Source organism: Catellatospora chokoriensis, from assembly GCF_011297315.1.
GTDB classification, from domain to species: Bacteria; Actinomycetota; Actinomycetes; order Mycobacteriales; family Micromonosporaceae; genus Catellatospora; species Catellatospora citrea.
In genome coordinates this window covers 46,768-72,455 of the sequence record NZ_JAAOTI010000030.1, presented here as the reverse complement: position 1 = coordinate 72,455, position 25,688 = coordinate 46,768, and the positions used below count along the sequence as shown (strand labels likewise).

Sequence of the window (25,688 nt, the reverse complement as noted above, 5' to 3'; positions counted from 1 at the left end):
CGGGCCGGTTGTGGCCTGCGGGACGTGTTCTACGCCGCCTGGAGCCCCTCTGCCTGATCGGTGTCCGGACGGACCGGGCAGAATGGGAGCATCAAACCTAGAGGCGGAGGATGGGTCGTGGCTGAACTGCGCTGCGTGGTCGCGGTGGACGGGCCCTCGGGCTCGGGCAAGTCGACGGTGTCGCGCCGGCTGGCACGTCGCCTGGACGCACGCTACCTCGACACCGGCGCCATGTACCGGGCGCTGACCTGGGCCGTGCTGCAGGCCGGGGTGGACCTCACCGACCCCGACGGCATCGCCAAGGTCGCCGTCGACTGCGAGCTGATCATCACGACCGACCCCGAGCGGCCCTCGATCAGCGTCAACGGCGAGAACGTGGACGGCCCGATCCGCGGCGGCGAGGTCACCGCGGCCGTGTCGGCGGTCTCCGCCGTGCCGTTCGTCCGGCAGGTCCTCACGGCCCGCCAGCGCGCGATCATCGAGGAGTCCGCCCGGATCGTGGTCGAGGGCCGCGACATCGGCACCGTGGTCGCCCCCGACGCCGACCTCAAGGTCTTCCTGACCGCCTCTTCCGCCGAGCGGGCGCGCCGTCGCAGCGCCGAGACCGCCGGCGACCACGCTGCGACCGAGGCCGACCTGGCCCGTCGTGATCACCTGGACTCCACCCGCAAGGTCAACCCGTTGCAGCAGGCCGCCGACGCGGTGGTGCTCGACTCGACCGAGCTGGGCATCGATGAGGTTGTCAGCGAGCTGCACCGGCTGCTGACAACGAGGAAGGCAGCATGAGCAACACAGAATGGACCGAGCTGGAGGTCGTCGAGCAGCCGCTGCCGGAGGCTCCGCCGACGACGCCGGTCATCACGCCGCAGCCGGTCCTGGCGGTGGTGGGACGCCCCAACGTGGGCAAGTCCACCCTCGTCAACCGCATCATCGGCCGCCGCCAGGCGGTCGTCGAGGACATCCCCGGCGTGACCCGGGACCGGGTGGCTTACGACGCCAACTGGTCGGGCCGCAAGTTCACCGTCGTGGACACCGGCGGCTGGGAGCCCGACGCCAAGGACCGGGCCGCCGCCATCGCCGCGCAGGCCGAGGCCGCCATCGCCGCCGCCGACGTGGTGCTGTTCGTGGTCGACTCGTCCATCGGCGCGACCGACGAGGACGCGGCCGCGGTGAAGATGCTGCGCCGCAGCTCCAAGCCGGTGCTGCTGGTGGCGAACAAGGCCGACAACCAGAACATGGAGTACGAGGTCCACGACTTGTGGTCGCTCGGCCTGGGCCAGCCCTGGCCCGTGTCGGCGCTGCACGGCCGCGGCTCCGGCGACCTGCTGGACGCGGTGCTCGCCGCGTTCCCGAAGCAGGCGCCGCTGGAGGACCACGTGCCCGGCCCGCGCGGCCCGCGCCGCGTGGCGCTGGTCGGCCGCCCCAACGTCGGCAAGTCCAGCCTGCTCAACCGGCTCGCCCGGGAGGAGCGCTCGGTCGTCGACTCCGTCGCCGGCACCACCGTCGACCCGGTCGACTCGCTGGTCGTCATCGGCGGCGAGACGTGGCAGTTCGTCGACACCGCCGGCCTGCGCAAGCGCGTCGGCAAGGCCAGCGGCACGGAGTACTTCGCCTCGCTGCGCACCGCCGCCGCGATCGAGACCTCCGAGGTCACCGTCGTGCTGCTGGACTCCAGCGAGGTCATCAGCGAGCAGGACCAGCGCCTGCTGTCGATGGTGTCCGAGGCCGGCCGCGGCGTGGTGCTCGCCTTCAACAAGTGGGACCTGGTCGACGCCGACCGGCGGCACTACCTGGACAAGGAGATCGACCGGGAGCTCAAGCGCATCCCGTGGGCGCTGCGCGTCAACATCTCCGCGCTGACCGGGCGGGCCGTCGAGAAGCTCGCGCCGGCGCTGCGCCAGGCGCTGGCCAGCTGGGAGAAGCGCATCCCGACCGGCCAGCTCAACCAGTGGCTGACCGCACTGGTGCAGGCCACCCCGCACCCGGTGCGCGGCGGCCGGGCCCCGCGCATCCTGTTCGCGACCCAGCCCAGCATCTCCCCGCCGAAGTTCGTGCTGTTCACGACGCAGCCGCTGGACCCGGGCTACATCCGGTTCGTGGAGCGCAAGCTGCGCGAGGAGTTCGGCTTCGAGGGCAGCCCGATCGACATCTCGGTCAAGCCCCGCAAGGAGAAGGGCCCCGGCGGCCGCGGCAAGACCCACGGCTGACCGCTGATCCACTCACGAAGCTCCGCCACCCCACCCTGGGGTCGGCGGAGCTTCGTCGTCGACGCTCCGCCCGCGAGCGAACGCGCGGTCCTTTGTGCCCGCTCGGCCCACGCGGCGTTCGTGGGCAAGCTGACCTTCGGCCGGTACTGTCAGTACATGATTCACATCGATGAGTCGGCGCCGCAGGTGTCGGCGGTGCGGCTGGCCTTCCCGGCGCATCGCTACCGCCAGGAGGAGATCGTCGCCGAGTTCACCGCGATGTGCCTGCCCGGCGAGCATCCAGGGCGCGAGGTGTTCGCCCGGTTCGGGCGGACCACCGGCGTGCAGACCCGCCATCTGGCGCTGCCGCTGGACCAGTACGCCGGGCTGACCGGGTTCACCCAGGCCAACGACGCCTTCATCGAGGTCGCCCAGGAACTGGGCGAGGTCGCGCTGCGCGAGGCGCTGGACGCGGCCGGGGTGCGCCCCGACGAGGTCGATCTCATCGCGACCACCAGCGTCACCGGACTGGCCGTGCCGTCGCTCGACGCCCGGCTGGCGGCGCGGGTCGGCCTGCGGCCCGACGTGAAGCGGCTGCCGCTGTTCGGCCTGGGCTGCGTGGCCGGCGCGGCCGGGGTGGCCCGGCTGCACGACTACCTGCGGGCCTATCCGGACCAGATCGCGGTGCTGCTGGCGGTCGAGCTGTGCTCGCTGACCGTGCAGCAGCAGGACACCACGCACGCCAACCTGGTCGCCTCCAGCCTGTTCGGCGACGGCGCGGCCGCGGTGGTGATGGTCGGCGGGCGGCGGGCCGCCACGCAGCCGGGACGGCCGCGGGTGCTGGCCACCCGCAGCCGCCTCTACCCGGACACCGAGCAGGTGATGGGCTGGCGCATCGGGTCCAGCGGGTTCCGGATCGTGCTGTCCAACGAGGTCGCCCCGATCGCCGAGCGCTTCCTCGGCGGCGACGTGCGCGGCTTCCTGGCCGATCACGACGTCGACGAGACCGACGTCGCGACGTGGATCTGCCATCCCGGCGGCCCGAAGGTCATCGACACCATCGAGAAGATCCTCGACCTGCCCCCGGAGGCGCTGCTGCCGACCCGGCGCTCGCTGGCCGGGCGGGGCAACCTGTCGTCGGTGTCGGTGCTGGACGTGCTGCACGAGGCGATGAGCGGCACGCCGCGCGAAGACCAGCCCGGACTCATGATCGCCATGGGGCCGGGGTTCTGCTCCGAACTCGTCCTGCTGAGGTGGTGAGCGTGCTCGCGTACACCCTGCTGATCGTGGCGGTGGCCGCCGAACGCCTGGTGGAACTGGTGGTGTCGAAGCGCCACGCGGCGTGGGCCCTGGCCAACGGCGGCCGCGAGTACGGCCGGAGCCACTACCCGTACATGGTGGCCCTGCACACCGCGCTGCTGGCCGGGTGCCTGGCCGAGGTGTGGCTGCTGGACCGGCCGTTCCTGCCCGCGCTCGGCTGGACCATGCTGGCCCTGGTCGTCGCGAGCCAGGCGCTGCGCTGGTGGTGCGTGACGACCCTGGGCCGGCGGTGGAACACCCTGGTCATCGTGGTGCCGGGGCTGCCGCTGGTGGCCCGGGGGCCGTACCGCTGGCTCAAGCACCCCAACTACCTGGCCGTCGTGGTCGAGGGCTTCGCCCTGCCGCTGGTGCACACCGCCTGGCTCACCGCCCTGACCTTCACCCTGCTCAACCTCGCCCTCCTAACCGTCCGCATCCGGGTGGAGGACGCCGCCCTGGCCGAGGCCACCGCGTGAGCCTCGGGGTTGATCATGAACTTGTGGACGTGTTCACCGGCGTGTCCCTACCCTGCGGCCGTGATCGGGGAGGCGAGGAGTCGTGGGGTTCGACGCTGATCTGCTGATCGCGGGCGGTGGGCCGGCGGGGCTGGCCACGGCGCTGCTGGCGCGGCGGGCGGGGATGTCGGTAGTGGTGGCCGAGCCGCGCGCCGACCCGATCGACAAGGCCTGCGGCGAGGGGCTGATGCCCGGCGGGCTGGCCCGGCTGCTGGCCCTGGGCGTCGATCCGGCGGGGGTGCCGTTCCACGGCATCGCCTACCGGGCCGGGGTACGTGCGGCCCACGCCCGCTTCGCGGCCGGGCCGGGCCGCGGGGTCCGCCGCACCGCCCTGCAGGCGGCGCTGCGCGAGCGGGCGGCGCAGGCCGGGATCGGCTGGGTGGCCGGGCGCGTCGCCGGGTTGCGGCAGGACGCGCACGGCGTCGAAGCGGCGGGGGTACGCGCGCGCTGGCTGGTCGGCGCCGACGGCCTGCACTCGCGGGTACGCCGGGAGGCGGGCATCGCCTCGGCGGCCGGCACCCCGGCGCGTTTCGGGCAGCGCCGGCACTATCCGGTCGCGCCCTGGTCGGACCTGGTCGAGGTGTGGTGGTCGGCGCACGCCGAGGCCTACGTCACCCCGGTCGCGCCCGACCTGGTCGGGGTCGCCATCCTGCACCGCCGGTCCGGGCTGGGCTACGAGACGCTGCTCGACGGGTTCCCCGAGCTGAAGGCCCGGCTCGGCGGCGCGGCGCCGGACGGGCCGGTGCGCGGCGCGGGGCCGCTGCGCCGCACGGTCGCGGCGCGGGTCCAGGGTCGGGTGCTGCTGGTCGGCGACGCCGCCGGCTACGAGGACGCGCTCACCGGCGAGGGGGTGAGCCTGGCCCTGACCCAGGCCGAGGCGGCGGTGTCCGCGCTGAGCAGCGGCGACCTGGCCGGTTATGAGGCGCAGTGGCGGCGGCGCACCCGCACCTACCGCCTGCTCACCCGCGGACTGGTGCTGCTGACCGCGGCCCGGCCGGTGCGCGGCGCGGTGGTGCCGATCTGCGTCGCGGTCCCGCCGCTGTTCCGCGGCGCGGTCAACGTGCTGGCCGGATAGGGCGTTACATCACTGTGTCGGAGCCGTGGGTCGGGCGGGGCGCTCGGATACGGTGTGGGACATGTTGAGCGGCTTCAAGAATTTCATCATGCGTGGCAACGTCGTCGACCTGGCGGTCGGTGTGGTCATCGGCGCGGCGTTCACCGGTCTGGTCACCAGTTTCACCGCCTCGTTCCTGACCCCCGTGATCGACTTCATCGGGGCACCGGGTAAGGCCGACGGCCTCACGGTGAAGCTGGGTGAGGGCCGACTCGACTTCGGTGGCTTCCTGAGCGCGGTGATCACCTTCCTGATGACTGCCGCGGTGCTCTACTTCCTGGTCGTGCTGCCGATGAACAAGCTGGCCGAGCGGCGGAACAAGGGCAAGGAGCCCGAGCCCGCGCCGATCACCGAGGACATCCGGCTGCTCACCGAGATCCGTGACGCGCTGGTCGCCGGCCGGGTGCCCGCGCAGGCCGTCCGCCACGAGACCGACCACCCCGCCGACCGCTGAGCCCGCGCGGCGGGCGGCCGCACGCCGTCCGCCGCCACTGCTCGCCCGCGGCTAGCGCGGCCCGGAGACGAGCGAGATCGCGAGCACGTCGGGGGTGTCGCCGTCCTTGAACGGCGGCGGCCGCAGCAGGACGTACCCCGTCGGATGCCGCACCACCAGGCCGCTGACGTTCTCCTCCCGCGCGTCGGCGGGCAGTGGCTCGGACCAGAGGGCATTGCCGGTCGCGGGGTCGATCGCGGCGAAACGCTGCTGGGCGACGGCATAGCAGAGCCTGCCGTCCTGCGACGCGGCCACGCGTCCGCCGCGGGCGGGGATGTTCCACCGCTCCACGCCGGTGTCGGTGCGGAAGCCGTAGATGCGGTCGGCGGCCATCACCACCGTGTCGCCGATCAGGTCCACCCCGGCCACCGGCTTGTCCCAGGGCTTCTCCCACCTGACCAAGCCGTCGGACAGCCGGATGACCCGCAGCACGCCGCCCTCGCGCAGCAGCAGGTGGCTGGGGCCCAGCCGGGCCTCCACGGCCTCCCAGGCGTCCTCGGGCGGGCCGCCGCCGGGCCCGCCCAGACCGCCAGGCCCGCCGGGGCCACCCCGACCGGCGTCCGCTGGCGGGGGCAGGAGCTTGTACGTCACCTGCCACTTCTGGTCCCCGGTAGCGGCCTCGCGCAGCGTGATCCACACCGTGCTGTTGCGCTCCTGCCGGGTGACCAGCCAGGACATGTCGGCCACCAGCGGTGACTCCGTCACGTCCTTGCGCCACACCGGCGCGCCGACCCGGTTGAACGCACGCACGGACGCGGGCAGCCCCACGAAGGCCCGGTCGGTGGCGAGGGCGACCTCGCCGACCGTCCCGCCCGCGTCGATGGCGGTGAAGTCCAGGTCGCCGGTCTCGTTCTCCACCCGCCACAGCCGGCTGTCCGTGCTGACCAGCACGGCCGGCCCCCAGTCGCGCACGGTGACCGGCTCGGCGTTGATCAGCACGCTCCAGGCCTGGTTCTGGCCCGGGCCGAGCGGGTCGGTGGCGAACACCCGCGGCCCGTCGGTGCCGATCAACCGCCCGCCCTCGGCCACCACCAGGTGGAACGGGCCCGGAACGGTCCGCGAGTTGGTCTGCCAGCGCAGGGTCCCCGGCCGCAGCGGCCCGGTCGGCTGCGGCGAGCCGCTCGGCCCGCCGCTGGCCGGGGTCGACCCGTCCGGTGCGCCGGCGTCCGCGCCGCCACGGGTGACCGCCCATGCGCCGCCCGCGGCCAGCCCGAGCGCGCCCAGCACGGCGCCCACCAGGACCGGCCGCCGCTGCCACAGCTTCGGGGTGCCCCAGGTCGGCGCGGTCGGCACCTCCACCTGCGGCTCGCCGCCGGGCAGCGCGATCAGCGGCTGGAACCAGCCGGGCGCGGGGGTCGACACACCCGTGCCGATGAGGATCCGGGACAGCTCCTTGGCGGTCGGGCGGTCCTGCGGGCGCAGGCTGATGCAGCGCACCACGAACGGCCGCAGCTGGATCGGCAGCGCGGCCAGGTCGAACCGGCCCTGGGTCACCTGGTTGATCTGCTCGAACATGCTGCCGCCGTTGATCAGGGTGCGGCCGGTGGCGGCGAAGTACAGGGTGGCGCCCAGGGAGAAGATGTCGCCGGGCGATCCGGCGTCCTCGCCCTGGATGCGCTCGGGAGCCATGTATGACGGGGTGCCGACGTTGACGCCGGTGGTCATGCGCTCGGCGTCGGAGGACAGCGCGATGCCGAAGTCGATGATGTGCGGGCCGGTGTCGTCGAGCAGGATGTTGGCCGGCTTGAGGTCGCGGTGCACCAGCCCGGCCCGGTGGATGGAGGCCAGCGCCTCGGCCAGACCGGTGGCGAGGGTGAGCACGGCGGTGATCGACAGCGGGCCGCTGGAGCGCACCCGCTGCTCCACGCTGGGGCCCTCGATGTAGGTGGTGGCCAGCCACGGCGATTCGGCGTCGGTGTCGGCGTCCACGACCGCGGCGGTGAACAGCGGGTTCACCAGGCGCGCCGCGGCCACCTCGCGGCTGAACCGGCGGCGGAACATCGGGTCGGCGGCGAGCTCCGGGCGGATCACCTTGATCGCGACGTATCTTCCGGCCGGCGACTGTCCCAGGTAGACGCGCCCCATGCCGCCACCGCCGAGAACGCCGACCAGCCGGTACGTTGCTACGGAGTGCGGGTCGGTGGTTCCCAGCGGCCTCATACGACACCCTCAGTCGGCTTTCAGTTGCGCTCCCGCGCCGCATACTATCCCCGTCGATCCCCGGCGGCCGGTTCGACACCACATACAACAGTCGTGATTGGATGTGCCGTCTGGGAGCGCTTCGGCAGTCATCATGCACTGCCGTCCGGTTGGCCGCTTAATCAGGGTAGCGAGTCCCATGGATTGGTACCCCTGTTCGAACCGGGTGTAGAATCCCTGCTCATGGCACACGCGCACCAGCCGTCGATGTTCGATCTTGACGAGCGGGCCACCCTGGGACCGCTGGCCGGGGTGGTGAACAGGCATCCGCTCACCCGCGGAGCCTGGGTCGACCACGTGCCCGGCTGGGTGCACGGCTCCGAGCAGATCCTGGACGTGCTCCTGGAGCAGGTCGACTGGCGGGCCGAGCGCCGGGAGATGTACGAGCGCGAGGTCGACGTGCCCCGCCTGCTGCGCTGGTACGGCCCCGACGAGGCGCTGCCGCACCCGGTGCTCGACCAGGCCCGCACCGCGCTGTCGGATTTCTACGCCGCGGAGCTGGGCGAGCCGTTCGTGTCCGCGGGCATGTGCCTGTACCGCGACGGCCGCGACAGCGTGGCCTGGCACGGCGACACCATCGGCCGCGGCAGGCACACCGACACCATGGTCGCCATCGTGTCGTTCGGCGAGCCCCGGCCGCTGCTGCTGCGCCCGCGCGGCGGTGGCGAGCCGAGCGTCCGGTTCCCGCTCGGCCACGGCGACCTGGTCGTGATGGGCGGCTCCTGCCAGCGCACCTGGGAGCACTGCATCCCGAAGACGTCCCGCCACGTCGGGCCGCGGGTGAGCGTCCAGTTCCGGCCGGTCAACGTGGCCTGAGCCGCTCGGCGGTCAGCCCTGCGTGCCCAGGCCGAGGCGTTCGCGGAGTTTGCCGCGGCGGTCCTCCAGCACGGCGACCAGCGCCTCCTGCTCCTCGGCGCTGCTGATCAGCAGGGTGGTGTCGCCGGGGTCGCCGGGCCCGTCCTCGCGGTTGCCGACCTCCTGCCGGATCTGCTCGGCCTGGCCGCGCAACTCGGCGATCATCGCGTCGACCTGCTCCAGCTCACGCTGCATCGCATGTTCGTCCGTCATGGGTACATTGTCGGCTTCGCGACGGTCGGCCGGTAGGCGTTCCGCCGACCGGGGTGGCGAAGGCCGGCGGCGGGGGAAGAGGGGTGGGGTTCCCGCCGCCGCCGGCGGTCTACTCCTTGCTGGCGCCCTCGGCCGCGCCGCGGACGAAGTGGCGCTGGAACAGCAGGAAGATGACGGCGACCGGGATGGTCGCGAGCAGGGCGGCGCCGAGCTTGAGCGGGTACTGGCTGCCCGCGCCCAGCGATCCGCTGACCAGGTCGGCGACGCCGCGCGGCAGCGTGAACAGCTCGGGGCTCTGCACCGCGACCAGGGTGTGCGGGAACTCGTTCCACGAGCCCTGGAACGACAGGATGGTCAGCGTGATCAACGCCGGGCGGGCCATCGGCAGCACCACCGACCAGAAGGTGCGGAACACGCCTGCCCCGTCGATGCGGGCCGCCTCCTCGACGCTGACCGGGACCGAGACGAAGAACTGCCGCATGATGAACACGCCCGCCGCGTCCACGATCACCGGCAGGATCAGCGCGGTGTAGCTGTTGTAGATGCCGAGCTGGTTGAGCACCAGGAACTTCGGGATCAGCAGCACGACGCCGGGCACCGCCATGACCGCGATGACCGCGCCGGTGACCGCGGCGCGGCCGCGGAAGTGCAGCCGGGCCAGGGCGTAGCCGGCCAGCGAGTCCAGGAACACCCGGCCGGCGGTGACGACGGTGGTGACGACCAGCGAGTTCGCCACCCAGCGGGGGAAGCCGGTGCCCTCGAAGATCCGCGTGAACGCGGCGGTCGTCACCGGGTCCGGCAGCGGGGCCAGCGGGCTGGCCGCCGCGTCCGGCTCGGACTTGAACGCGTTGGCCAGCTGGATCACGAACGGGTAGAGGAACACCAGCGCGAAGAAGACCAGCACCGCGTACCCGACGAAGTGGCTGGCCAGCGTGCGGCCGCCGTCGCGGCGGGCGGGGGAGCGGGGTCGGTCGGCCGCCACGGACATGATCAGGACCTCCGTGTCCGGGTCGGGAGCAGGCGCGCGCGGGTGCGCGGCACGCGGTCGCGGTCGCGCATGACCCAGCGCTGCACCAGCGTCAGCACCACGATGAGCAGGAACAGCACGAACGAGATCGCCGCGCCGCTGCCGTACTCGAAGTCCTTGAACGCGGTGCGGTAGGACAGGTACGCGGGGGTCAGCGTGGTCTTGGCGGGGTTGCCCTGGCTCATCACGTAGATCTGGTCGAACACCTGCCAGGTGCTGATGAGGCCGAGCGTGATGACGAGGAACAACGTCGGCTTGAGCAGCGGCAGGGTCACGTAGCGCAGCCGCTGCCAGGGTCCGGCCCCGTCGATCAGGCTGGCCTCCTCCAGCTGCACCGGCACGTCCTGCAGCGCGGCGAGGAACATCAGCATGAAGGTGCCGCTGGTCGTCCAGACCACGAGGATGATGATGGTGCTCATGGCCACGCTGGGCCCGGCCAGCCATTCCCACCAGGACAGGCCCAGCGGCCCGCCGTCGGTCAGCGCCGCGGGCGGGTGGGCGAGGTCGACCAGGCCGAGTCCGGACAGGCTCAGGTGCAGCAGCCCGCGCGGGTCGGAGAACCACTGCGGGCCGTCGAGGCCGAACACGCTCAGCAGCGAGTTGACCGCGCCGGTGTTGGCGAACAGGAACAGGAACATGACGCTGATCGCCACGGAGCTCGTCACCGACGGGAAGTAGAACGCGGTGCGGAAGAACGACTTGCCGCGCAGCACCCGCCGGTTGACGACCAGCGCCAGGCCCAGCGCGAGGACCGTCTGCGCGGGCACGACCAGCAGCACGTAGTACGCGTTGTTGCGGATGCTGGTCATGAAGTTCTCGCGGGCCAGCCCGTCCTGCGTGAACAGGCGGGTGTAGTTGTCCGCGCCCACGAACGGCACGTCGGCGCGGAAGGGGCTGCCCTGGCCGTTCCAGCCGCTGAGGCTGACCCACAGCGCCATCAGGATGGGCAGCAGCAGGAACAAGCCGAGGATCACCACCACCGGGGCGACGAACAGCCAGCCCGCCACCGCCTCGTTGCCGCGGATGCCGCCGCGGCGCCTGCTGCCGAACACGAGTCACCTGCCTTCTGCGAAGTCGGGGTGCGCGGCCGCGGTCGCGGCCGCGCACCCTCCACCGGTCGGGATCAGCTGCCGAGCGCGGCGGCGACGTTCTTCTGCACCCGCTCCAGGACCGCCTTTGGGTCACCGGTGGCGAGCTTCTGCAGTTGGGTGTCGAAATCGGACAGGACGCTGTCCATCTTCGGGGCGTTCACCGGGCCGTGGGCGTAGTCGGCGCCGGTCACGAACGGGCCGTCGGCCGGGAACTGCTGGGCGTAGCCGTCCTTGGCGGTCTTCAGCGACGGCATGACCCCGAACGCCTTGGCGTACGCGAGCTGCTGGTCGACGCTGGTCATCGCCTCGACGAACTTGATCGCCTGGTCCTTGAACTTGCTCTTGGCCGAGATGCCCCAGCAGTTGGTGAACGACAGGGTGCCCTTGCCCTTGGGGCCGGCGGGCAGCTCGTGCACCGTGTACTTGACGTTCGGGAAGTCGTTGGCCATGGCGCCCTTGATCCAGTTGCCCTCGATCGTCATGACGGCCTTGCCCTTGCCGAAGGCCTCGCCGCCCCAGCCCGCGTCGACCTGCTTGGGGAAGACGGCCAGGCCCTTCTTCTGCAGACCCTGGAAGTACGTCAGCGCCTGCAGGTTCTCCGGGCTGTCCGCGGTGGCCTGCTTGCCGTCGGTGCTGATCAGCCAGCCGCCGGCCTGCACCAGGAAGGCGCCGATCCGGTCGCGGGTGTCGCCGACGACCAGCGGGGTGAGGCCCTTGGCCTTGATCTTCTCGGCGGTGGCCTGCAGCTGCTCCCAGGTGGTGGGCAGGTCCGCGTCGGTCAGCCCGGCCTTGCTCCACAGGTCGGTGTTGACCTGCAGGGCGAGCGTCGAGAAGTCCTTCGGCGCGCAGTAGAACTTGCCGTCGAAGGTGAAGGTCTGCTTGAGGCTGTCGTAGAAGTCGCCCTTGTTGGCGAGCTTGTCGCCGTACGGCTCCAGCGCGCCGACGCTGGCGTAGTCGGCGAAGCGGGAGGCGTCGACGTAGAACACGTCGGGCGGGGAGTCGCCGGCGAAGGCCTGGCCGAGCTGCTGGCTCAGGTCCTGGGCGGGGGTGACGGTCGCCGTGTTGCCGGTGGCGGTGGCCCACGTGGCGGCGGCGTCGTTGACGGCCTTGGTCTCGGCGTCGCCGGAGGAGCCGATGAGCACCTGCAGGGCAGCCGGGCCGCTGCTCTGCTGGGTGGTGGCGCCGTCGTCGAAGCCGCTGCCGCAGGCGGAGGTGACCGCCAGCGCACCGGCCGCCGCGACCGCGATCGCGGTCCTGCGGATTCTGCTGTGGAACATCTTCTGTTATCTCCTGTTCAATCGGGGTGGGGACGGACAGGGTGCGGGGTGTGGTCAGGCGGTGCGGCGGGGCACCAGGGCCGGGGCGAGCAGGATCTGCCCGTCTCCCGGTGGGCGGCTGCCGGGCGCGTCGAGCTGCGCGGCCAGCAGGCGTAGGCAGTGTGTGGCCGCCTCGCCGAGCGGCTGGGCGATGCTGGTCAGGCCGACGGCCTGCGCGACGGGGGTGTCGTCGAAGCCGATGACGGCGACCCGGCCGGGGGCGGGCGTGCCGGGCGCGGCCGGGTCGGCGCCGCCGGTGGCGTGCAGCGCGCCGAGGGCGAGGGAGTCGCTGCAGCACACCATCGCGGTGACCGGTTCGTCGCGGCTGAGCAGGTCACGTGCGGCGGCCACGCCCTCGGCGACCCCGTCGGGGGTGACGGCGTCGAGGCCGTGCGGGTCGACGCCCGCCTCGGCCAGGGCGGCGGCCCAGCCGGAGCGGCGGTCGTCGCCGACGCCGGAGCCGGCCGGCCAGCCGATGAAACCGATCCGGCGGTGCCCGGCGCGCAGCAGGTGCCTGGTCGCCTCGGCGGTGCCGGCGGCGCCGTCCACGTCGACCCAGGGGTGGCTGCCCGGGGCGTCCCAGGGGCGGCCGAACGTCACGAACGGCACGCCGCGCTCGGTGAGCCAGCTGGTGCGGGTGTCGGCATGGTGCGTGCTGGTCAGCACGAACGCATCGATGTCGTACGCGCTGAGCATGTCCTCGTAGGTGGCGATCTCCGCGTTGTCGTCGGCCGCGGTGTAGAGCAGCACGCGGTAGCGGGCGGGGGCGGCGGCGTCGGCGAGTCCGTGCAGGAAGCGGTCCAGGATCGAGCCGTTGATGCCGTCCTGCGCGGGCTCGATGCGGGCCGCGATCAGCCGGGAGCGGCCGGTGCGCATCTGCCGGGCGGCCTGGTTGGCGCGGTAGCCCAGGGCGTCGATGGCGTCCTGCACGCGCTGCCGCGTCGCCGGCCGCACCATGTGCGGTGAATTGAGCACATTGGACACGGTCTGCACGGATACCTGGGCATGACGAGCAACTGTGGTAATTGTCACCCTGTCCGCCATTATCTCCGCCTTTGCCCTCTTGATCGTTCCAAAAAGGATGCCGCATAATTTGAACGTTCAACTGCCGGAAGCATGATCACTTTGCATCCCAGCGACCCGCCTGTCAAGAGACGGTTCGGCATCAAGGAGTTACCCCTTGCTCAACCAGCCCAACCCTTCCGCAGCCCGTCCCCTGCAACCCCTGCTGCACGACCTGGTCAGCACCGTTTTCGCCCCGGCCAGCGCGTTGAGCGGCGCCGACGGGCAGATCCGGGAGGCCGGGGTGCAGGGCCTGTTCTACGCCGACAGCCGGGTGCTGTCCCGGGCGCACCTGTTCGTCGACGGGCGCGAGCCGGAACCGGTCGCGTTCGCGCCCGCCGGGCCGGGCGCGACGCGGTTCACCGCGCTCGTGCGGTGGCTGGGCGATCCCGGCCCCGACCCGACCGTGCGCATCGATCGCCTGCGGACCGCCGGACCATCCGAGATGGAGGAATGCCTCACCGTCACCTCGACCGCCGCGGTCCCCGTGACGTTCACCCTCACCATCGGGCTTAGCTGCGACTTCGCGCCGATCGAGGAGGTGAAGTCCGGCGGCGGACGCCCCGACCACACCGCGAGCGGGCACGACGGCGCGCTGCGGTGGCGCGACGGCGAGACCGAGGTCCGCGTCACCGCTCCCGGCGCCGAGCTGATCGACGGCACCGCCGCGGGCCTGCGCTGGCAGGTCGCCCTCGGCCCGCGCGAGCAGGTCACCCACCGCTGGCAGGCCGAGGTCCGCGACCCGCGCTCGATCGTGACCACGCCCCGCCACGCCACGGACTGGGCCCGCCCGCAGGTCACCGCCGCCGACCACCGGATCACCCGGCTGCTCGACCAGTCACTGGACGACCTGCAGACCCTGCGCCTGGCCGAGACCGGGCAGCCGGACGACACGTTCCTGGCGGCAGGGGTGCCGTGGTTCCTCACCCTGTTCGGGCGGGACAGCATCTGGGCGGCCCGGATGATGCTGCCGCTGGGCACCGGACTGGCCGCCGGCACGCTGCGCGCGCTGGCCCGCCGCCAGGGCCGCGCGCTGGACCCCGCCACCTGCGAGGAACCCGGCAAGATCATGCACGAGCTGCGCCGCCGCCCGTTCCACTTCAGCGGCGCCGTCGGCGAGCTGGACCTGCCCGACGTCTACTTCGGCACCGTCGACGCGACCCTGCTGTGGATCAGCCTGCTGCACGACGCGTGGCGCTGGGGCATGCCCGACGACCAGGTCGCCGAGCTGCTGCCGCACCTGGAAGCCGCGCTCGGCTGGCTGGACAAGCACGCCGACCCCGACGGCGACGGTTTCGTCGAGTACGTCGACACCCACGGCCACGGGCTGGCCAACCAGGGCTGGAAGGACTCCGGCGACGCGGTGCGCTTCCGGGACGGCCGCCAGGCCGACGCGCCGATCGCGCTGGTCGAGGTGCAGGGCTACGCCTACCAGGCGGCCGTGCACGGCGCGGCCCTGCTCGACGCGTACGGCCTGGCCGGCGCCGAGCGCTGGCGCGACCACGCGGGCCGGCTGGCCGAGCGGTTCCGGGCGGCGTACTGGGTCGACGGGCCGCACGGCGCGTTTCCCGCCCTCGCGCTCGACCGGTACAAGCGGCCCGTCGACTCGCTGACCAGCAACATCGGTCACCTGCTGGGCACCGGCATCCTGTCCGAAGCGGAGTCCGCGGCGGTGGCCGCGCTGCTGGCCGCGCCGGGCAACGCCGACGCGTTCGGGCTGCGCACCATGTCCGCCGACGAGCACGGGTACAGCCCGCTGTCCTACCACTGCGGCACGGTGTGGGCGCACGACACGGCCATCGCGATCAGCGGCCTGGCCGCCGACGGCCACGCCGAGGTCGCGGCGCAACTGGCCGAGGGCCTGCTGGCCGCCGCCGAGGCGTTCGACTATCGGCTGCCGGAACTGCACTCCGGCGACGCCCGCAGCACGTCGCGCCGGCCCGTGCCGTACCCGGCCGCCTGCCGGCCGCAGGCGTGGTCGGCGACCGCGGTGGTCGCGGTGCTGCACGCGATGCTCGGCGTACGCCCGGACGTGCCGGCCGGCCGGGTCAGCGTACGGCCGCTGGCGGGCGCGCCCCTGGGCGCCGTCACCGCCCGCGGCCTGCGGATCGGCGGCAAGCCGGTCACCGTGGTGGTCGACGGCACGGGCCGGCCGACCGTCACCGGACTGCCGACCGGCCTGACCCTGGACTGAACGGGGTTTCGCACGGTGCCGGCATGAGGAACCGGGCGGCGTCGTCGAGCTCTGCCGGGTGCCACCGGCAGCAGCCGCACGACGCCGCCCGGCGGCCGCGGTCACGTCAGCTCGGCTCGGGCTTCCGGCTCGGGTTGTTCAACCAGTCGGTCGCCACCATGACGCGGGCGGGATCCCCCGGGTGGACCCGCACGGGCACCACCAGGCCAGGCCGGATGCGGTCCCAGCGCGTGCGGTGGTACGGCTGCCGCGCGGTCGCCGTGTACGGTGCGCGGCCCGGCACCTCGATCGTCATGGTCATGCGGAAGTGGCGCACGTCGTTGCTCTCCCACTGGGCCGTGGGCTTAACCTCGGTGACCAGGCCGCGACCGTCCACCCCGTGTTCGAGGATCGCGTTGCGCCGGTCCCGCCACCGGTTGACGAGAAAGAACACGACCAGGAGGAGCGTGCCGACGGCGGCGAAGATGGGACCCGCCCACCACGGCGCTTCGTCGCGATCGAACACGACCGCCACGACGAGCCCGATGCCGATGAACATCAGGCAGAACAGGTACTGGCCGAGCCGGCGAAGCATCCGCAGCATGCATTCACTGTGACGAGTGTCGCCCGGTCAGGCCATCGGCCTCCCGTCTCATGTGCGGACTCGACTCTTGTCCCGCCAGGTCGGGCCGTGCGAGGTGACCGCGATCGGCGCGGTGAGCACCTCGCCGACGTCGGCGGGTCCGGTGTAGACCGGGGTGGCGGCGGTCAGCGTCTGGGTGAGCTTCTCCTGGTACGCCAGATCCCCGCGCTCGCCGGGCACGATCCGGTCCAGCCGCTCGTACGACAGGCACATCTTCAGCTCGTGGCGTTCGGCGACGTCGGTGTGGGTGACGGCGAGCGCGTCGACGCCGCCGCACACCTCGACGGCGTAGCGGTGGGCGACGGCGTCGAAGTGCCCGGCCCGCCACGCGCCCTGCCATCGGCCGTGCGCGTTGTGCCGCTCCGGCAGGGCCGCGGTGAGCCGCGGATCCTCGGTGACCAGCGGTCCGGCGCCGTGGCGTGTCGTGTAGGTGCGCACCACGCCCAGGCGCAGGGCGGCACCGTCGCCGGTCTCGGCCAGCAGCGTCTCGGCGTTGTCGAACGTGGTCGTCGACCAGGTCGTGTACGGGTGGAAGCCGCGCCACTCGTCCAGCAGGACACCCTGGGCGCCCTCGAACACGCACGGGCCGCGCAGCGCCTGCCGGGACGAGGAGACCAGCCGGATCGCGGTCCCGAACCACCGGAACGCCTCGGCCACGGCGGCGACGGGTGGCGCGTCGAGCGGACCGAGTTCGGCGGTGAGCGCGTCCCGGACCGCGTACAGCTTGCGCGCGAGCGTCGCCGGGGACGCGGTGTCACCGGCGCGGACGGCGAGGTCGGGGTGGGTGAGCGCGAAGGCGGCCGTCTCGCCGACGCCCATGCCGCAGGACCCGTGCCGGTCGTCACCGCGGGCGGTTTCCCGGGCTCGGTTGGCGGCCCGGTGCCACGGTGTCGTCAGCAGCGCCCGACGGTCGACGGTGAGCAGCTCGAACGGCGCCGCCACGCCCAGTTCGACCAGGTGGGCGGCTTCGGCGGCGAGCGCCAGCGGGTCGACCATCATGAACCGGGACAGGTGGGTGCGGACCCCGTGCAGGGTGCCGGAGCCGAACTGGGCGAACGTGTGGTGACGCCCGTCGGGCGTCACCACGTTGTGGGCGGCCTGCGCGCCCCCGTTGAACCGGATCACGGTGGTGACCGGGCGGGTCGCGCAGAGCCAGTCCACGATCGTGCCCTTGCCGGCGTCGCCGTAACCGAGGTCGACGACGATGACATGGCGGGGTTCGGTCACAGCCGGGTCACCGGGGTGGCCCGGCCGCCGCCGAAACCGGCCGGCAGCGCCGAGCGCACCAGCGCGCCGCGGGTGGTGCCGAGCGGGGCGAGCGCCTTGCCGACGGTCGGGCCGGCGGCCGACCCGGCCTCGGCGAGGTCGACCAGCCCGGAGTCCAGGTCGGTGGCATCCTCGCCGAGCCCGACGGTGAGCGCGATGGTCTCGCAGACGGCGTCGAGGTCGTCGAGTTCGATGACGTGCTGGCCGAGCAGCTTGCGCCAGTGTCCGAGGATCTCGGCGTCGCCGGTGTAGCTGGCCTGCGCCGGCATGATGAAGTACACGTCGTAGCTGCGCTGCAGCTCGGCGACGATCGCCGCGGTGCTGATCGGTTCGGTGATCGTGTCGCCGATGACGCGGCGCACCTCGTCGGGCTTGACCTTCTGGTACGCCATCTCGTCGCCGATGATGAACAGGTAGCCGCGCCGGCCCCGCGCGACGGCGTCGAGCGCGGTGTGCCGGGCCATGAAGTACATGGCGAGCTCGTAGGACTCGGTGCGCTGCCCGCCGCCGCCGCCTTCGAGAAGGATCCGGCCGAGGTCGTCGTCCGTGCGGTTGTCGGACTCGAACTGCCCGATCTGCAGCGGCGCGCGGTCGCAGGTGGCGTCACCGATCGCGCCGAAGAGGATCTGCGGGTCGGTGCAGTAGCCCTTGCGGATCAGCAGGCCGAACAGTTCCGGCAGCTTGGTCTGCAGCACGCGGGGCACCGCGCCCATCGACCCGGTGACGTCGAAGAGGATCGCGATCGGCGTCGACCGCGGGTGCTGGTCGCTGTCGCGGCTCTCCCGCACCGTGACGCCGTGCGGGTTGAGGGCGTCGTGCACGGTGCGCGCGCCGGAGTCGCTGTAGGCGAAGGCGCTGGCGCCGGTCGCCGCGCGGTAGCCGGCCGCGGCGGCGTAGACGTCGGTGGACCATCGTCCGCTTCCCATGATCTGCTCCTTAGAGGGTGAAGGGCCGGAAGGTGCGGGGCCCGTAGAGGGCTTCGAGCAGCTCGTCGAGTTCGGCGAGCAGCCGCCACGCGTCGTGCGGGCGGGCGTTCGGGTGGGGCAGGGTGCAGCCGTGGGCGAACCGGGCCAGCGCCGGCGGTGTCCGGTCGCCCATCAGCCAGGTCATGCACCGGGTGGCGAGGTGGATGTCGGTCGCCTCGCTTGCCGGGCGCCTGCCGGCGACCTCCGGCGGGTAGAGGTCGCGGTACTCCGTGACGATCGCCGGGACGGTCCGGTCCGGCTCGGTCACGCTGTAGCACCAGTCGACGAGCACGAGGCCGTGCTCGTCCGGGTGGATCAGCACGTGATCGGGGACGACGGCCCCGTGCACGACCCCGGCACGGTGGGCGTACCCGACGGCGACGAGCAGCCGCCGCCACATCCAGGCCGCGTCGCGGGGGTCGACGCCGTCCGGGTAGGACCGCCTCACCCGCGCGAGGGTCACGAACCCGCCCTGGTGCGCGAGGATCGTGGCGGTGCGCTGCGCGCCGCTGTCGGGGTCGCGGTGCGTGAACGAGTCGATCAGCCTTGGGGCGTACGCGCCGTGGCGTGCCTCGCCGTGGCTGCGCAGCCGGGTCAGGGCGCGTGCCTCCCGGCGCATCAGGTCGCTGTCGGCGGGATGCCGGGGCAGCTTCAGCAGTGCGGCGCCGCCGTCGACCAGGTAGAGATCGGCGATGTCGCCCGCATACGCCGGCGACCCGATGCGGTAGCTGCCGCGACGCGTGGTCATGGTGGTGCCGCCGCGATGCGCGGCCCACAGATCCGCCAGCCGGGCGAAGGCGTGCGTCGCGGTCGCGGTCGAACCGGCCGGTGCGGCATCCGGGTGCAGGACCTTGGCAAGCGTGCGGTACGCGTGCCCGCTGTCGCCGCCGCCGAACAGGTCACCGGGGGAGCGCGCCGCCAGCACACGGGTGACCGCGTCGTCGAAGCCACTCATGCCCGCTCCTCGCTGCGCTCGCTCATGCCCGCTCCTCTGGGGTGGGCCGCAGCAGCGCCGGGTGCAGGATGCGGGCGTCGCCCGCCCGGAACAGCTTGGACCGGGGGCCGCCGCGCTCGCCGCCGCGCTCGGTGGTCGTGCCGGTGGCCTCGACGAAGCCGGGCACGGAGAGCACCTTGCGGTGGAAGTTGCCCGCGTGCGGCTCCTCGCCCCAGACCGCCGTGTAGACGCCGCGCAGCTGCGCGATCGTGAACTCCTCGTCGACGAACGCGGTCGCCAGCGGCGAGTATTCGAGCTTGGCGCGGGCGCGTTCGAGCCCGGCGGCCAGCACCGCGTCGTGGTCGAAGGCGAGACCGGTCGCGTCGTCGACCGGCACCCAGCGGGCCGCGGCGGCGTCGCCGCCGACGGTGGGATCGGGCAGCCGCGGCGCGAAGGCGAGGTAGGCCACCGACACCACCCGCATGCGCGGGTCGCGGCCGGGGTCGCCGAAAGTGGCGAGCTGTTCCAGGTGGACGCGGGGCAGGATGCCGGTCTCCTCGGCGAGTTCGCGCAGCGCGGCCTGGTCGAGCGTCTCCTCGCGGACGAAACCGCCGGGCAGCGCGAGGCGGCCGGCGTAGGGCTGCTCGCCGCGCTCGACCAGCAGCACGTGCAGCACGCCGTCGCGGATGGTGAGCGTGACGACGTCGACCGTGACCGCGACCGCCGGGTAGTCCCGCGGGTCGTAGCCGTCGAGGAACTCGCGCTCGGAGACCATGTCACGTCCTTCTCAATCAGAGATTAACTCAATCTGAGAATGACTGTAAAGCCGAGTTCGGCCACTGTCAACGGAACGCCGTTTCGCGGACGTCCGACGTCCCGTCCAAGATGGATCGGGCTGCGCGCGACCGGGCTCGACGCGGAGGAGGCGGTTTCTCGCCTGGCGACGTGAAGCCGGGAGCTACGCGGCGGGCGCCTGGCCGTCCAGGTAGGCGCTGATCGCCGTCGCCGTCGCCGCGGGCTGGTCGAGGTGCACGTCATGGCCCGCGTCGAGCACGGTGACCAGGGTGGTGTGCGGTCGCTGCGTCATCCGGGCCACCTCGGCGTCGGTCATGATGCCGCGCTCGCCCCGCACCACCAGCACCGGGCCGGTGAGGCTGTCCCAGGCCGGCCACGCGGGCGCGCCGACGAGCGTGGCGATCGAGTCCACCATGGCGTCCCGGGCGAACCGCGGCCACAGCCCGCCGTCCCGCTCGACCAGGCCCGCGGCCCAGCCCGCGCCGACCGGCCCGCCGCCGAAGAACTCCGCGGCCTGCTCCCGGGAGGCGAACGGCACCGGCCACGAGTCCAGCCAACCGCCGATCTCCGCGGGCAGCTCCGGCCCGTCGGCCTCCGGACCCGCCTCGATCATCACGAGTCCGCGCACCAGGTCCGGCCGCGCGGCGGCGGCCAGCATCGCGGTGTGCCCGCCCAGGGACTGCCCGACGAGCACCGCCGGCGCGAGCCCCAGCTCCTCGATCACGAACACGACGTCCTCGGCGTACGCCGCCCGCGACAGGTCCGCGGGCACCGGCTGGCCGGGCACGTGGGCGCGCTGGTCGACCGCCACGCACCGCAGCCCGGCCGGCAGGCAGCGCCGCAGCTCGGCGAACTCCCCGGCGTGGCCCGCCAGGCCGTGCAGCAGCACGATCGCGGGGCCGTCGCCGCCGGAGTCATGGCAGTCCACCCGGACCCCGTCGCGTACCACCTGCATGTGTGTGTCCCCCCGTCCCACGGTCCGCAACGGGCCTTCTCTGCCGCGCCGCGGTGATCCATACTGCCGCAGTGACCATGCCGCCCGACAACCTGCTCGAATTCCTCCGCAAGTGCGGGGTCGCCCTGTGCCTGGCCGGGGAGACGGCCAACCGCATCCCGGACGAGCTGGTCGCGATCGCGGACGCGTACGGCGTGGGCGATGTCGAGTTCCTGGTCGTGCCGACCGGCGTGTTCGTCCGGGCCGGCGCCGAGGGCGGCGGGGTCACCGTCGACTTCGCCAACGCCGACGGGCCGCCGCTGCGCCTGGACCAGGTGGACCGGCTCTACACACTGTTCGAGCAGGTCAAGGCCGATCCGATCCCGCCCGCCGAGGGCATCGCGCGGGTCCAGGACATCCTCGACGCCCCGCCGCGCTTCGGCGCGGTGATCACGGTGTTCGGCCACGGCGTGCTCACTGTCGGCATCGGTCTGCTGTTCGTCCGCGACGGCCGGGCGCTGCTCAGCCTGGCCCTGCTCGGGCTGCTGGTCGGCGTGCTGCGCCTGCTGGCCGAGCGGGTGCAGGTGCTGTCGCTGGCGCTGCCGGTGGCGGCGGCGATGCTGGTCACCGTGCTGGCCTACCGGTACAGCCCGGAACTGGGCGCGGACCCGGCCAGCCTGCTGATCCCGCCGCTGGCCACGTTCCTGCCCGGGGCGGCGCTGACGCTGGGCGCGCAGGAGATGGTCACCCGGTCCATCATCAGCGGCGCGAGCCGCCTGGTCTCCAGCGTGTACGTACTGCTCCTGCTCACCTTCGGCATCTACGCCGGGATGCAGATCGCCGGGCCCGCGCAGGCGATCGCCGCGAGCGAGCCGCCGCTGGGCGTGTGGGCGTCGTGGGTCGGCGTGCTCGTGTTCGGCGTCGGCATCTACCTCAACAGCTCCGCGCCGCCCCGCTCGCTGCCGTGGCTGCTGGCCACGCTCGTCCTGGCGTACGGCGGCCAGTACCTGGCCGGCCAGGTCGGCGGCGGTGTGTTCGCCGCGTTCGTCGGCGGGCTGCTGATCGTGCCGCTGGCCAACGCGGTGCAGCGGCTGCACGGCCCGCCCGCGCAGGTCGTCTTCCTGCCGTCGTTCTGGCTGCTGGTGCCCGGCGCGCTCAGCCTGGTCGGGGTGACCGGCCTGACCGGCCTCGTCGAACTCTCCGGCACCGGCCGCTCCAACCTGGTCACCGCGTTCCTCACCGTCGTCGCGGTATCCCTCGGCGTCCTCGTCGGCTCCAGCCTCCTCTCCAACGTCACCGCCACCTCCCGCCTCCTCACCTCCCGCTCCGCCTGACCCGCACCTGGGCCACCGCCGTGTGCGCGGCCGCGCCGACGAGCGACCCGTCCCTAATAGACGTTGGCCTATTACATCGACTGAAACGAGATCAAAGTCGATGTGATAGGCCAACGTCTATGAAAAAGCGGGCGGGCAGGCGGGCAGGCGGGCCGCGCTCGGCGGACCGGGTCTGGTCAGCTGCCGAGTTGGCCGACGTCGGTGATGGTGACGATCGCCTGGCCGTGCTCGTCGGAGGCGGCAAGGTCGACCTCGGCGCTGATGCCCCAGTCGTGGTGCCCGTCGGGGTCGTCCAGGATCTGGCGCACCTTCCACACGTCCTTGCCCTGCTCGATGATGATCCGCGCCGGCCCGCGGGCGTCCGGCCCGATGCCGATCTCGTCGTACAGCTCGAAGTACGGCTCCAGCGCCTCGCGCCACGCCGCGCTGTCCCAGCCGTCCGCGGCGTCCAGCTCGCCGAGCGCCTCCCAGCGCCGGCGGGCGGCCAGCTCGACCCGGCGGAACAGGGCGTTGCGCACCTGCACCCGGAACGCGCGCACGTTGCGGGTGACCGCGGGCGGGGCCGCCTCGACCGGGGCGTCACCGGGGTTGCTCAGCTGCTCCCACTCGTCGAGCAGGCTGGAGTCGACCTGGCGGACCAGCTCGCCGAGCCACTCGATGACGTCGTGCAGCTCCTCGGTCTTGCTGTCCTCGGGCACGGTCTGGCGCAGCGTGCGGTACGCGTCGGCGAGGTAGCGCAGCACCAGGCCCTCGGAGCGGGTCAGGCCGTAGAAGCTGATGTACTCCGTGAAGGTCATGCCCTGCTCGAACATGTCCCGGACCACGGACTTCGGGGACAGCCGCTGGTCGTCGACCCACGGGTGGCCCTTGCGGTAGGACTCGAAGGCGACCTCCAGCAGCTCCTCCATGGGCTTGGGCCAGGTCACGCCTTCGAGCAGCGCCATGCGCTCCTCGTACTCGATGCCGTCGGCCTTCATCTGCGCGACGGCCTCGCCCTTGGCGCGGTCCTGCTGCGCGTAGAGGATCTGCCGCGGGTCCTCCAGCACCGCCTCGATGATCGACACGACGTCCAGGGCGTAGCCGGGCGCCTGCACGTCGAGCAGCTCGATCGCGGCCACCGCGAACGGCGACAGCGGCTGGTTGAGCGCGAAGCCGAGCTGCAGCACGTCGGTGACCCGGATGCGCCCGTCGTCGCCCTGCTCCACGATGCCCGCGGTGCGCAGCGCCCGGTAGATCATGATGGCGCGGCGGATGTGCCTGCGGCGCGCGGTCGGCGTCTCGTGGTTGTCGGTGAGCAGGTGGCGCATGTTGGCGAAGGCGTTGCCGCCGCGCTCGATCACGTTGAGCACCATGGCGTGGCTGACGTTGAAGCTGGAGGTCAGCGGCTCGGGCTCGGCGGAGACCAGGCGTTCGAAGGTGGGCTGTGCCCAGCCGACGAAGCCCTCCGGCGGCTTCTTGCGCACCAGCTTCTTCAGCTTCTTCGGGTCGCCCGCGGCCTTCGCGGCGGCCTTCTCGTTCTCGACCACGTGCTCGGGCGCCTGCACGATGACCGTGCCGAGGGTGTCGTATCCGGCCCGCCCCGCCCGTCCCGCGATCTGGTGGAACTCACGTGCCTTGAGCAGCCGCATGCGCTGCCCGTCGAACTTGTTCAGGCCGGTGAACAGCACGGTGCGGATGGGCAGGTTGATGCCCACGCCCAGGGTGTCCGTGCCGCAGATGACCTTCAGCAGCCCGGCCTGGGCCAGCTGCTCGACCAGGCGGCGGTACTTGGGCAGCATGCCCGCGTGGTGCACGCCGATGCCGTGGCGCACCAGCCGCGACAGCGTCTTGCCGAAGCCCGCGGTGAACCGGAAGGTGCCGATCAGCTCGGCGATGGCGTCCTTCTCCGCGCGCGTGCACATGTTGATGCTCATCAGCGCGCTGGCCTGCTCCAGGGCCGCGGCCTGGGTGAAGTGCACGATGTAGACCGGGGCCTGCTTGGTGGACAGCAGCTCCTCGATGGTCTCGTGCAGCGGCGTGGTGACGTACGAGTGGATCAGCGGGACGGGCCGCTCGCCGGAGCTGACCACGGCGGTGGGCCGCCCGGTGCGCCGGGACAGGTCGTCGACGAACCGGGTGACGTCGCCCAGCGTCGCCGACATGAGCACGAACTGCGCGTCGGGCAGCTCGATGATCGGCACCTGCCACGCCCAGCCCCGGTCGGGCTCGCTGTAGAAGTGGAACTCGTCCATGACGACCTGGCCGACGTCGGCGTCCGCGCCGTCGCGCAGGGCGAGGTTGGCCAGGATCTCCGCGGTGCAGCAGATGATCGGCGCGTCCGGGTTGACCGCGGCGTCGCCGGTCATCATGCCGACGTTGTCCGGGCCGAACGCGGCGCACAGCGCGAAGAACTTCTCGGAGACCAGTGCCTTGATCGGCGCGGTGTAGAAGGTGCGCCGGTTCTCGGCCAGGGCGGCGAAGTGCGCGCCGAGCGCGACCATGCTCTTGCCGGAGCCGGTCGGCGTGCTCAGGATCAGGTTCGCCCCGGAGACGATCTCGATCAGCGCGTCCTGCTGCGCCGGGTACAGCGAGATGCCCTGCTCGGCCACCCAGCCGGAGAAGGCGTCGAAGAGGGAGTCGGGATCGGTGTCGCGGGGGAGGTGATCAGTGAGCGTCATGGTCCGTAAATGGTCTCACGTCGCGAGCTCTGCCAGCGCCTCGCGTAGCCACGCCCGCTCCGCCCGGCTGGTGGCGCGCGCCACGGTGAGCATGCCCCGGCGGAACAGGTCGGCCTGCTCGTCGGCGCGCTGGGGCCGGTCTCCGGCGTAGAAGAAGCTCGCCGGGGCCTCCAGGAAGTCCAACCGCCGCCGCAACACGCGCGCCTGCGCGGCGGGGTCGCCGAGCCGGCCGAGGAAGGCCAGCAGCACGTTGAACCGGGTGCTGTCGGTGATGTCCAGTTCGCCGGGTTCGGCCAAGCGCCGCAGCAGTTCCGCGCGTCCGGGGCCGGTGAGTTCGAGGGTGTGCCGCTGGGCCGCGGCACTGCCCGCCTCGCGGCGGCGGACCAGCAGCCCGGCCTTCTCCAGCCGGGTGATCGCGGGGTAGAGGCTGCCGTCGCTGATCGGCCGGGCGTGCCCGGCGAGCTGGGCGATCCGGGTGCGCAGCTCGTATCCGTGCAGCGGCTGCTCGGCCAGGAAACCCAGGATGGCGAGTTCGATCACACCGCTCATTCTGCCTTGCCTCGTTTCGAGGTATCCACTACCTTCATGCCTCGAAACGAGGTACGCCGAGGAGGATG

23 protein-coding genes are annotated in these 25,688 nt (G+C 72.5%); 9 read left to right on the top strand and 14 right to left on the bottom strand.

The window, feature by feature from the left end:
* Positions 1–117 precede the first annotated feature (117 nt).
* The 6 genes from cmk (at position 118) to mscL (ending at position 5,568) form a co-directional block, all read left to right on the top strand.
* Complete coding sequence (gene cmk / locus HAV39_RS34065; RefSeq protein ID WP_239120595.1) at positions 118–786, top strand: (d)CMP kinase; 669 nt, start codon at positions 118–120, stop codon at positions 784–786.
* Positions 783–2,207, top strand: a complete 1,425-nt coding sequence (der, locus tag HAV39_RS34060; RefSeq protein ID WP_191843290.1) for a ribosome biogenesis GTPase Der — start codon at positions 783–785, stop codon at positions 2,205–2,207. The genes cmk and der overlap by 4 nt, the downstream gene beginning before the upstream one ends.
* A gap of 156 nt (positions 2,208–2,363) precedes the next feature.
* On the top strand, positions 2,364–3,446 hold the full coding sequence (locus HAV39_RS34055) for a type III polyketide synthase (RefSeq protein ID WP_203736255.1): 1,083 nt from the start codon (positions 2,364–2,366) through the stop codon (positions 3,444–3,446).
* Between the two features lie 2 nt (positions 3,447–3,448).
* Positions 3,449–3,961, top strand: coding sequence for an isoprenylcysteine carboxyl methyltransferase family protein (locus HAV39_RS34050; RefSeq protein ID WP_191843289.1), 513 nt, complete (start codon positions 3,449–3,451; stop codon positions 3,959–3,961).
* 82 nt (positions 3,962–4,043) lie between these two features.
* Complete coding sequence (locus tag HAV39_RS34045) at positions 4,044–5,075, top strand: NAD(P)/FAD-dependent oxidoreductase (RefSeq protein WP_191843288.1); 1,032 nt, start codon at positions 4,044–4,046, stop codon at positions 5,073–5,075.
* Between the two features lie 61 nt (positions 5,076–5,136).
* A complete protein-coding gene (gene mscL / locus HAV39_RS34040) occupies positions 5,137–5,568 on the top strand; it encodes a large conductance mechanosensitive channel protein MscL (protein ID WP_191843287.1) in 432 nt (143 codons plus the stop codon).
* A gap of 51 nt (positions 5,569–5,619) precedes the next feature.
* Here mscL and HAV39_RS34035 read toward each other — a convergent pair whose 3' ends face one another.
* The gene (locus tag HAV39_RS34035) at positions 5,620–7,767 is read right to left on the bottom strand and encodes a protein kinase domain-containing protein (protein WP_191843286.1); all 2,148 of its coding nucleotides are present in this window, start codon (positions 7,765–7,767) and stop codon (positions 5,620–5,622) included.
* A 222-nt stretch (positions 7,768–7,989) separates the two neighbouring features.
* On the opposite strand from HAV39_RS34035, the gene HAV39_RS34030 reads away from it, so the two are divergent.
* Positions 7,990–8,622, top strand: a complete 633-nt coding sequence (locus HAV39_RS34030) for an alpha-ketoglutarate-dependent dioxygenase AlkB (RefSeq protein WP_191843285.1) — start codon at positions 7,990–7,992, stop codon at positions 8,620–8,622.
* 12 nt (positions 8,623–8,634) lie between these two features.
* Here HAV39_RS34030 and HAV39_RS34025 read toward each other — a convergent pair whose 3' ends face one another.
* The 5 genes from HAV39_RS34025 to HAV39_RS34005 all read right to left on the bottom strand — a co-directional run bounded on the left by HAV39_RS34025 (position 8,635) and on the right by HAV39_RS34005 (position 13,352).
* Entirely contained in the window at positions 8,635–8,874 is a 240-nt protein-coding gene (locus HAV39_RS34025; protein ID WP_191843284.1) for a hypothetical protein, read from the bottom strand.
* Positions 8,875–8,983: 109 nt separating this feature from the next.
* The gene (locus HAV39_RS34020; protein WP_191843283.1) at positions 8,984–9,862 is read right to left on the bottom strand and encodes a carbohydrate ABC transporter permease; all 879 of its coding nucleotides are present in this window, start codon (positions 9,860–9,862) and stop codon (positions 8,984–8,986) included.
* A 2-nt stretch (positions 9,863–9,864) separates the two neighbouring features.
* Positions 9,865–10,953, bottom strand: coding sequence for a carbohydrate ABC transporter permease (locus HAV39_RS34015; RefSeq protein WP_191843282.1), 1,089 nt, complete (start codon positions 10,951–10,953; stop codon positions 9,865–9,867).
* 71 nt (positions 10,954–11,024) lie between these two features.
* The gene (locus HAV39_RS34010; protein WP_191843281.1) at positions 11,025–12,269 is read right to left on the bottom strand and encodes a sugar ABC transporter substrate-binding protein; all 1,245 of its coding nucleotides are present in this window, start codon (positions 12,267–12,269) and stop codon (positions 11,025–11,027) included.
* Between the two features lie 54 nt (positions 12,270–12,323).
* Positions 12,324–13,352 carry a LacI family DNA-binding transcriptional regulator gene (locus HAV39_RS34005; protein ID WP_191843280.1) on the bottom strand — a complete coding sequence of 343 codons (1,029 nt, stop codon included), beginning with the start codon at positions 13,350–13,352 and terminating at the stop codon, positions 12,324–12,326.
* A gap of 136 nt (positions 13,353–13,488) precedes the next feature.
* Here HAV39_RS34005 and HAV39_RS34000 point away from each other — a divergent pair, with 136 nt between their 5' ends.
* Entirely contained in the window at positions 13,489–15,564 is a 2,076-nt protein-coding gene (locus tag HAV39_RS34000) for an amylo-alpha-1,6-glucosidase (RefSeq protein WP_191843279.1), read from the top strand.
* A gap of 106 nt (positions 15,565–15,670) precedes the next feature.
* Here the strand turns inward: HAV39_RS34000 and HAV39_RS33995 are convergent, their stop codons facing one another.
* The 6 genes from HAV39_RS33995 to HAV39_RS33970 all read right to left on the bottom strand — a co-directional run bounded on the left by HAV39_RS33995 (position 15,671) and on the right by HAV39_RS33970 (position 21,101).
* The gene (locus HAV39_RS33995) at positions 15,671–16,147 is read right to left on the bottom strand and encodes a hypothetical protein (RefSeq protein ID WP_191843278.1); all 477 of its coding nucleotides are present in this window, start codon (positions 16,145–16,147) and stop codon (positions 15,671–15,673) included.
* 48 nt (positions 16,148–16,195) lie between these two features.
* Positions 16,196–17,413 carry an adenylosuccinate synthetase gene (locus HAV39_RS33990; RefSeq protein WP_239120598.1) on the bottom strand — a complete coding sequence of 406 codons (1,218 nt, stop codon included), beginning with the start codon at positions 17,411–17,413 and terminating at the stop codon, positions 16,196–16,198.
* On the bottom strand, positions 17,410–18,378 hold the full coding sequence (locus HAV39_RS33985) for a hypothetical protein (protein ID WP_191843277.1): 969 nt from the start codon (positions 18,376–18,378) through the stop codon (positions 17,410–17,412). The genes HAV39_RS33990 and HAV39_RS33985 overlap by 4 nt, the downstream gene beginning before the upstream one ends.
* A 10-nt stretch (positions 18,379–18,388) precedes the next feature.
* Positions 18,389–19,372 (bottom strand): molecular chaperone DnaJ, encoded by a 984-nt coding sequence (locus HAV39_RS33980; protein WP_191843276.1) that lies wholly within the window; start codon positions 19,370–19,372, stop codon positions 18,389–18,391.
* Positions 19,373–19,394: 22 nt separating this feature from the next.
* Positions 19,395–20,126, bottom strand: a complete 732-nt coding sequence (locus HAV39_RS33975) for an NUDIX hydrolase (protein ID WP_191843275.1) — start codon at positions 20,124–20,126, stop codon at positions 19,395–19,397.
* 183 nt (positions 20,127–20,309) lie between these two features.
* Positions 20,310–21,101 (bottom strand): alpha/beta fold hydrolase, encoded by a 792-nt coding sequence (locus tag HAV39_RS33970; RefSeq protein ID WP_191843274.1) that lies wholly within the window; start codon positions 21,099–21,101, stop codon positions 20,310–20,312.
* Positions 21,102–21,178: 77 nt separating this feature from the next.
* Between HAV39_RS33970 and HAV39_RS33965 the strand changes: the two genes are divergently transcribed.
* The gene (locus HAV39_RS33965) at positions 21,179–22,414 is read left to right on the top strand and encodes a threonine/serine exporter family protein (RefSeq protein WP_239120605.1); all 1,236 of its coding nucleotides are present in this window, start codon (positions 21,179–21,181) and stop codon (positions 22,412–22,414) included.
* 176 nt (positions 22,415–22,590) lie between these two features.
* Here the strand turns inward: HAV39_RS33965 and HAV39_RS33960 are convergent, their stop codons facing one another.
* Both HAV39_RS33960 and HAV39_RS33955 read right to left on the bottom strand, forming a co-directional pair.
* Positions 22,591–25,071 carry a DEAD/DEAH box helicase gene (locus HAV39_RS33960; RefSeq protein ID WP_191843272.1) on the bottom strand — a complete coding sequence of 827 codons (2,481 nt, stop codon included), beginning with the start codon at positions 25,069–25,071 and terminating at the stop codon, positions 22,591–22,593.
* 15 nt (positions 25,072–25,086) lie between these two features.
* Positions 25,087–25,611, bottom strand: a complete 525-nt coding sequence (locus tag HAV39_RS33955; protein ID WP_203736256.1) for a PadR family transcriptional regulator — start codon at positions 25,609–25,611, stop codon at positions 25,087–25,089.
* Positions 25,612–25,688 lie beyond the last annotated feature (77 nt).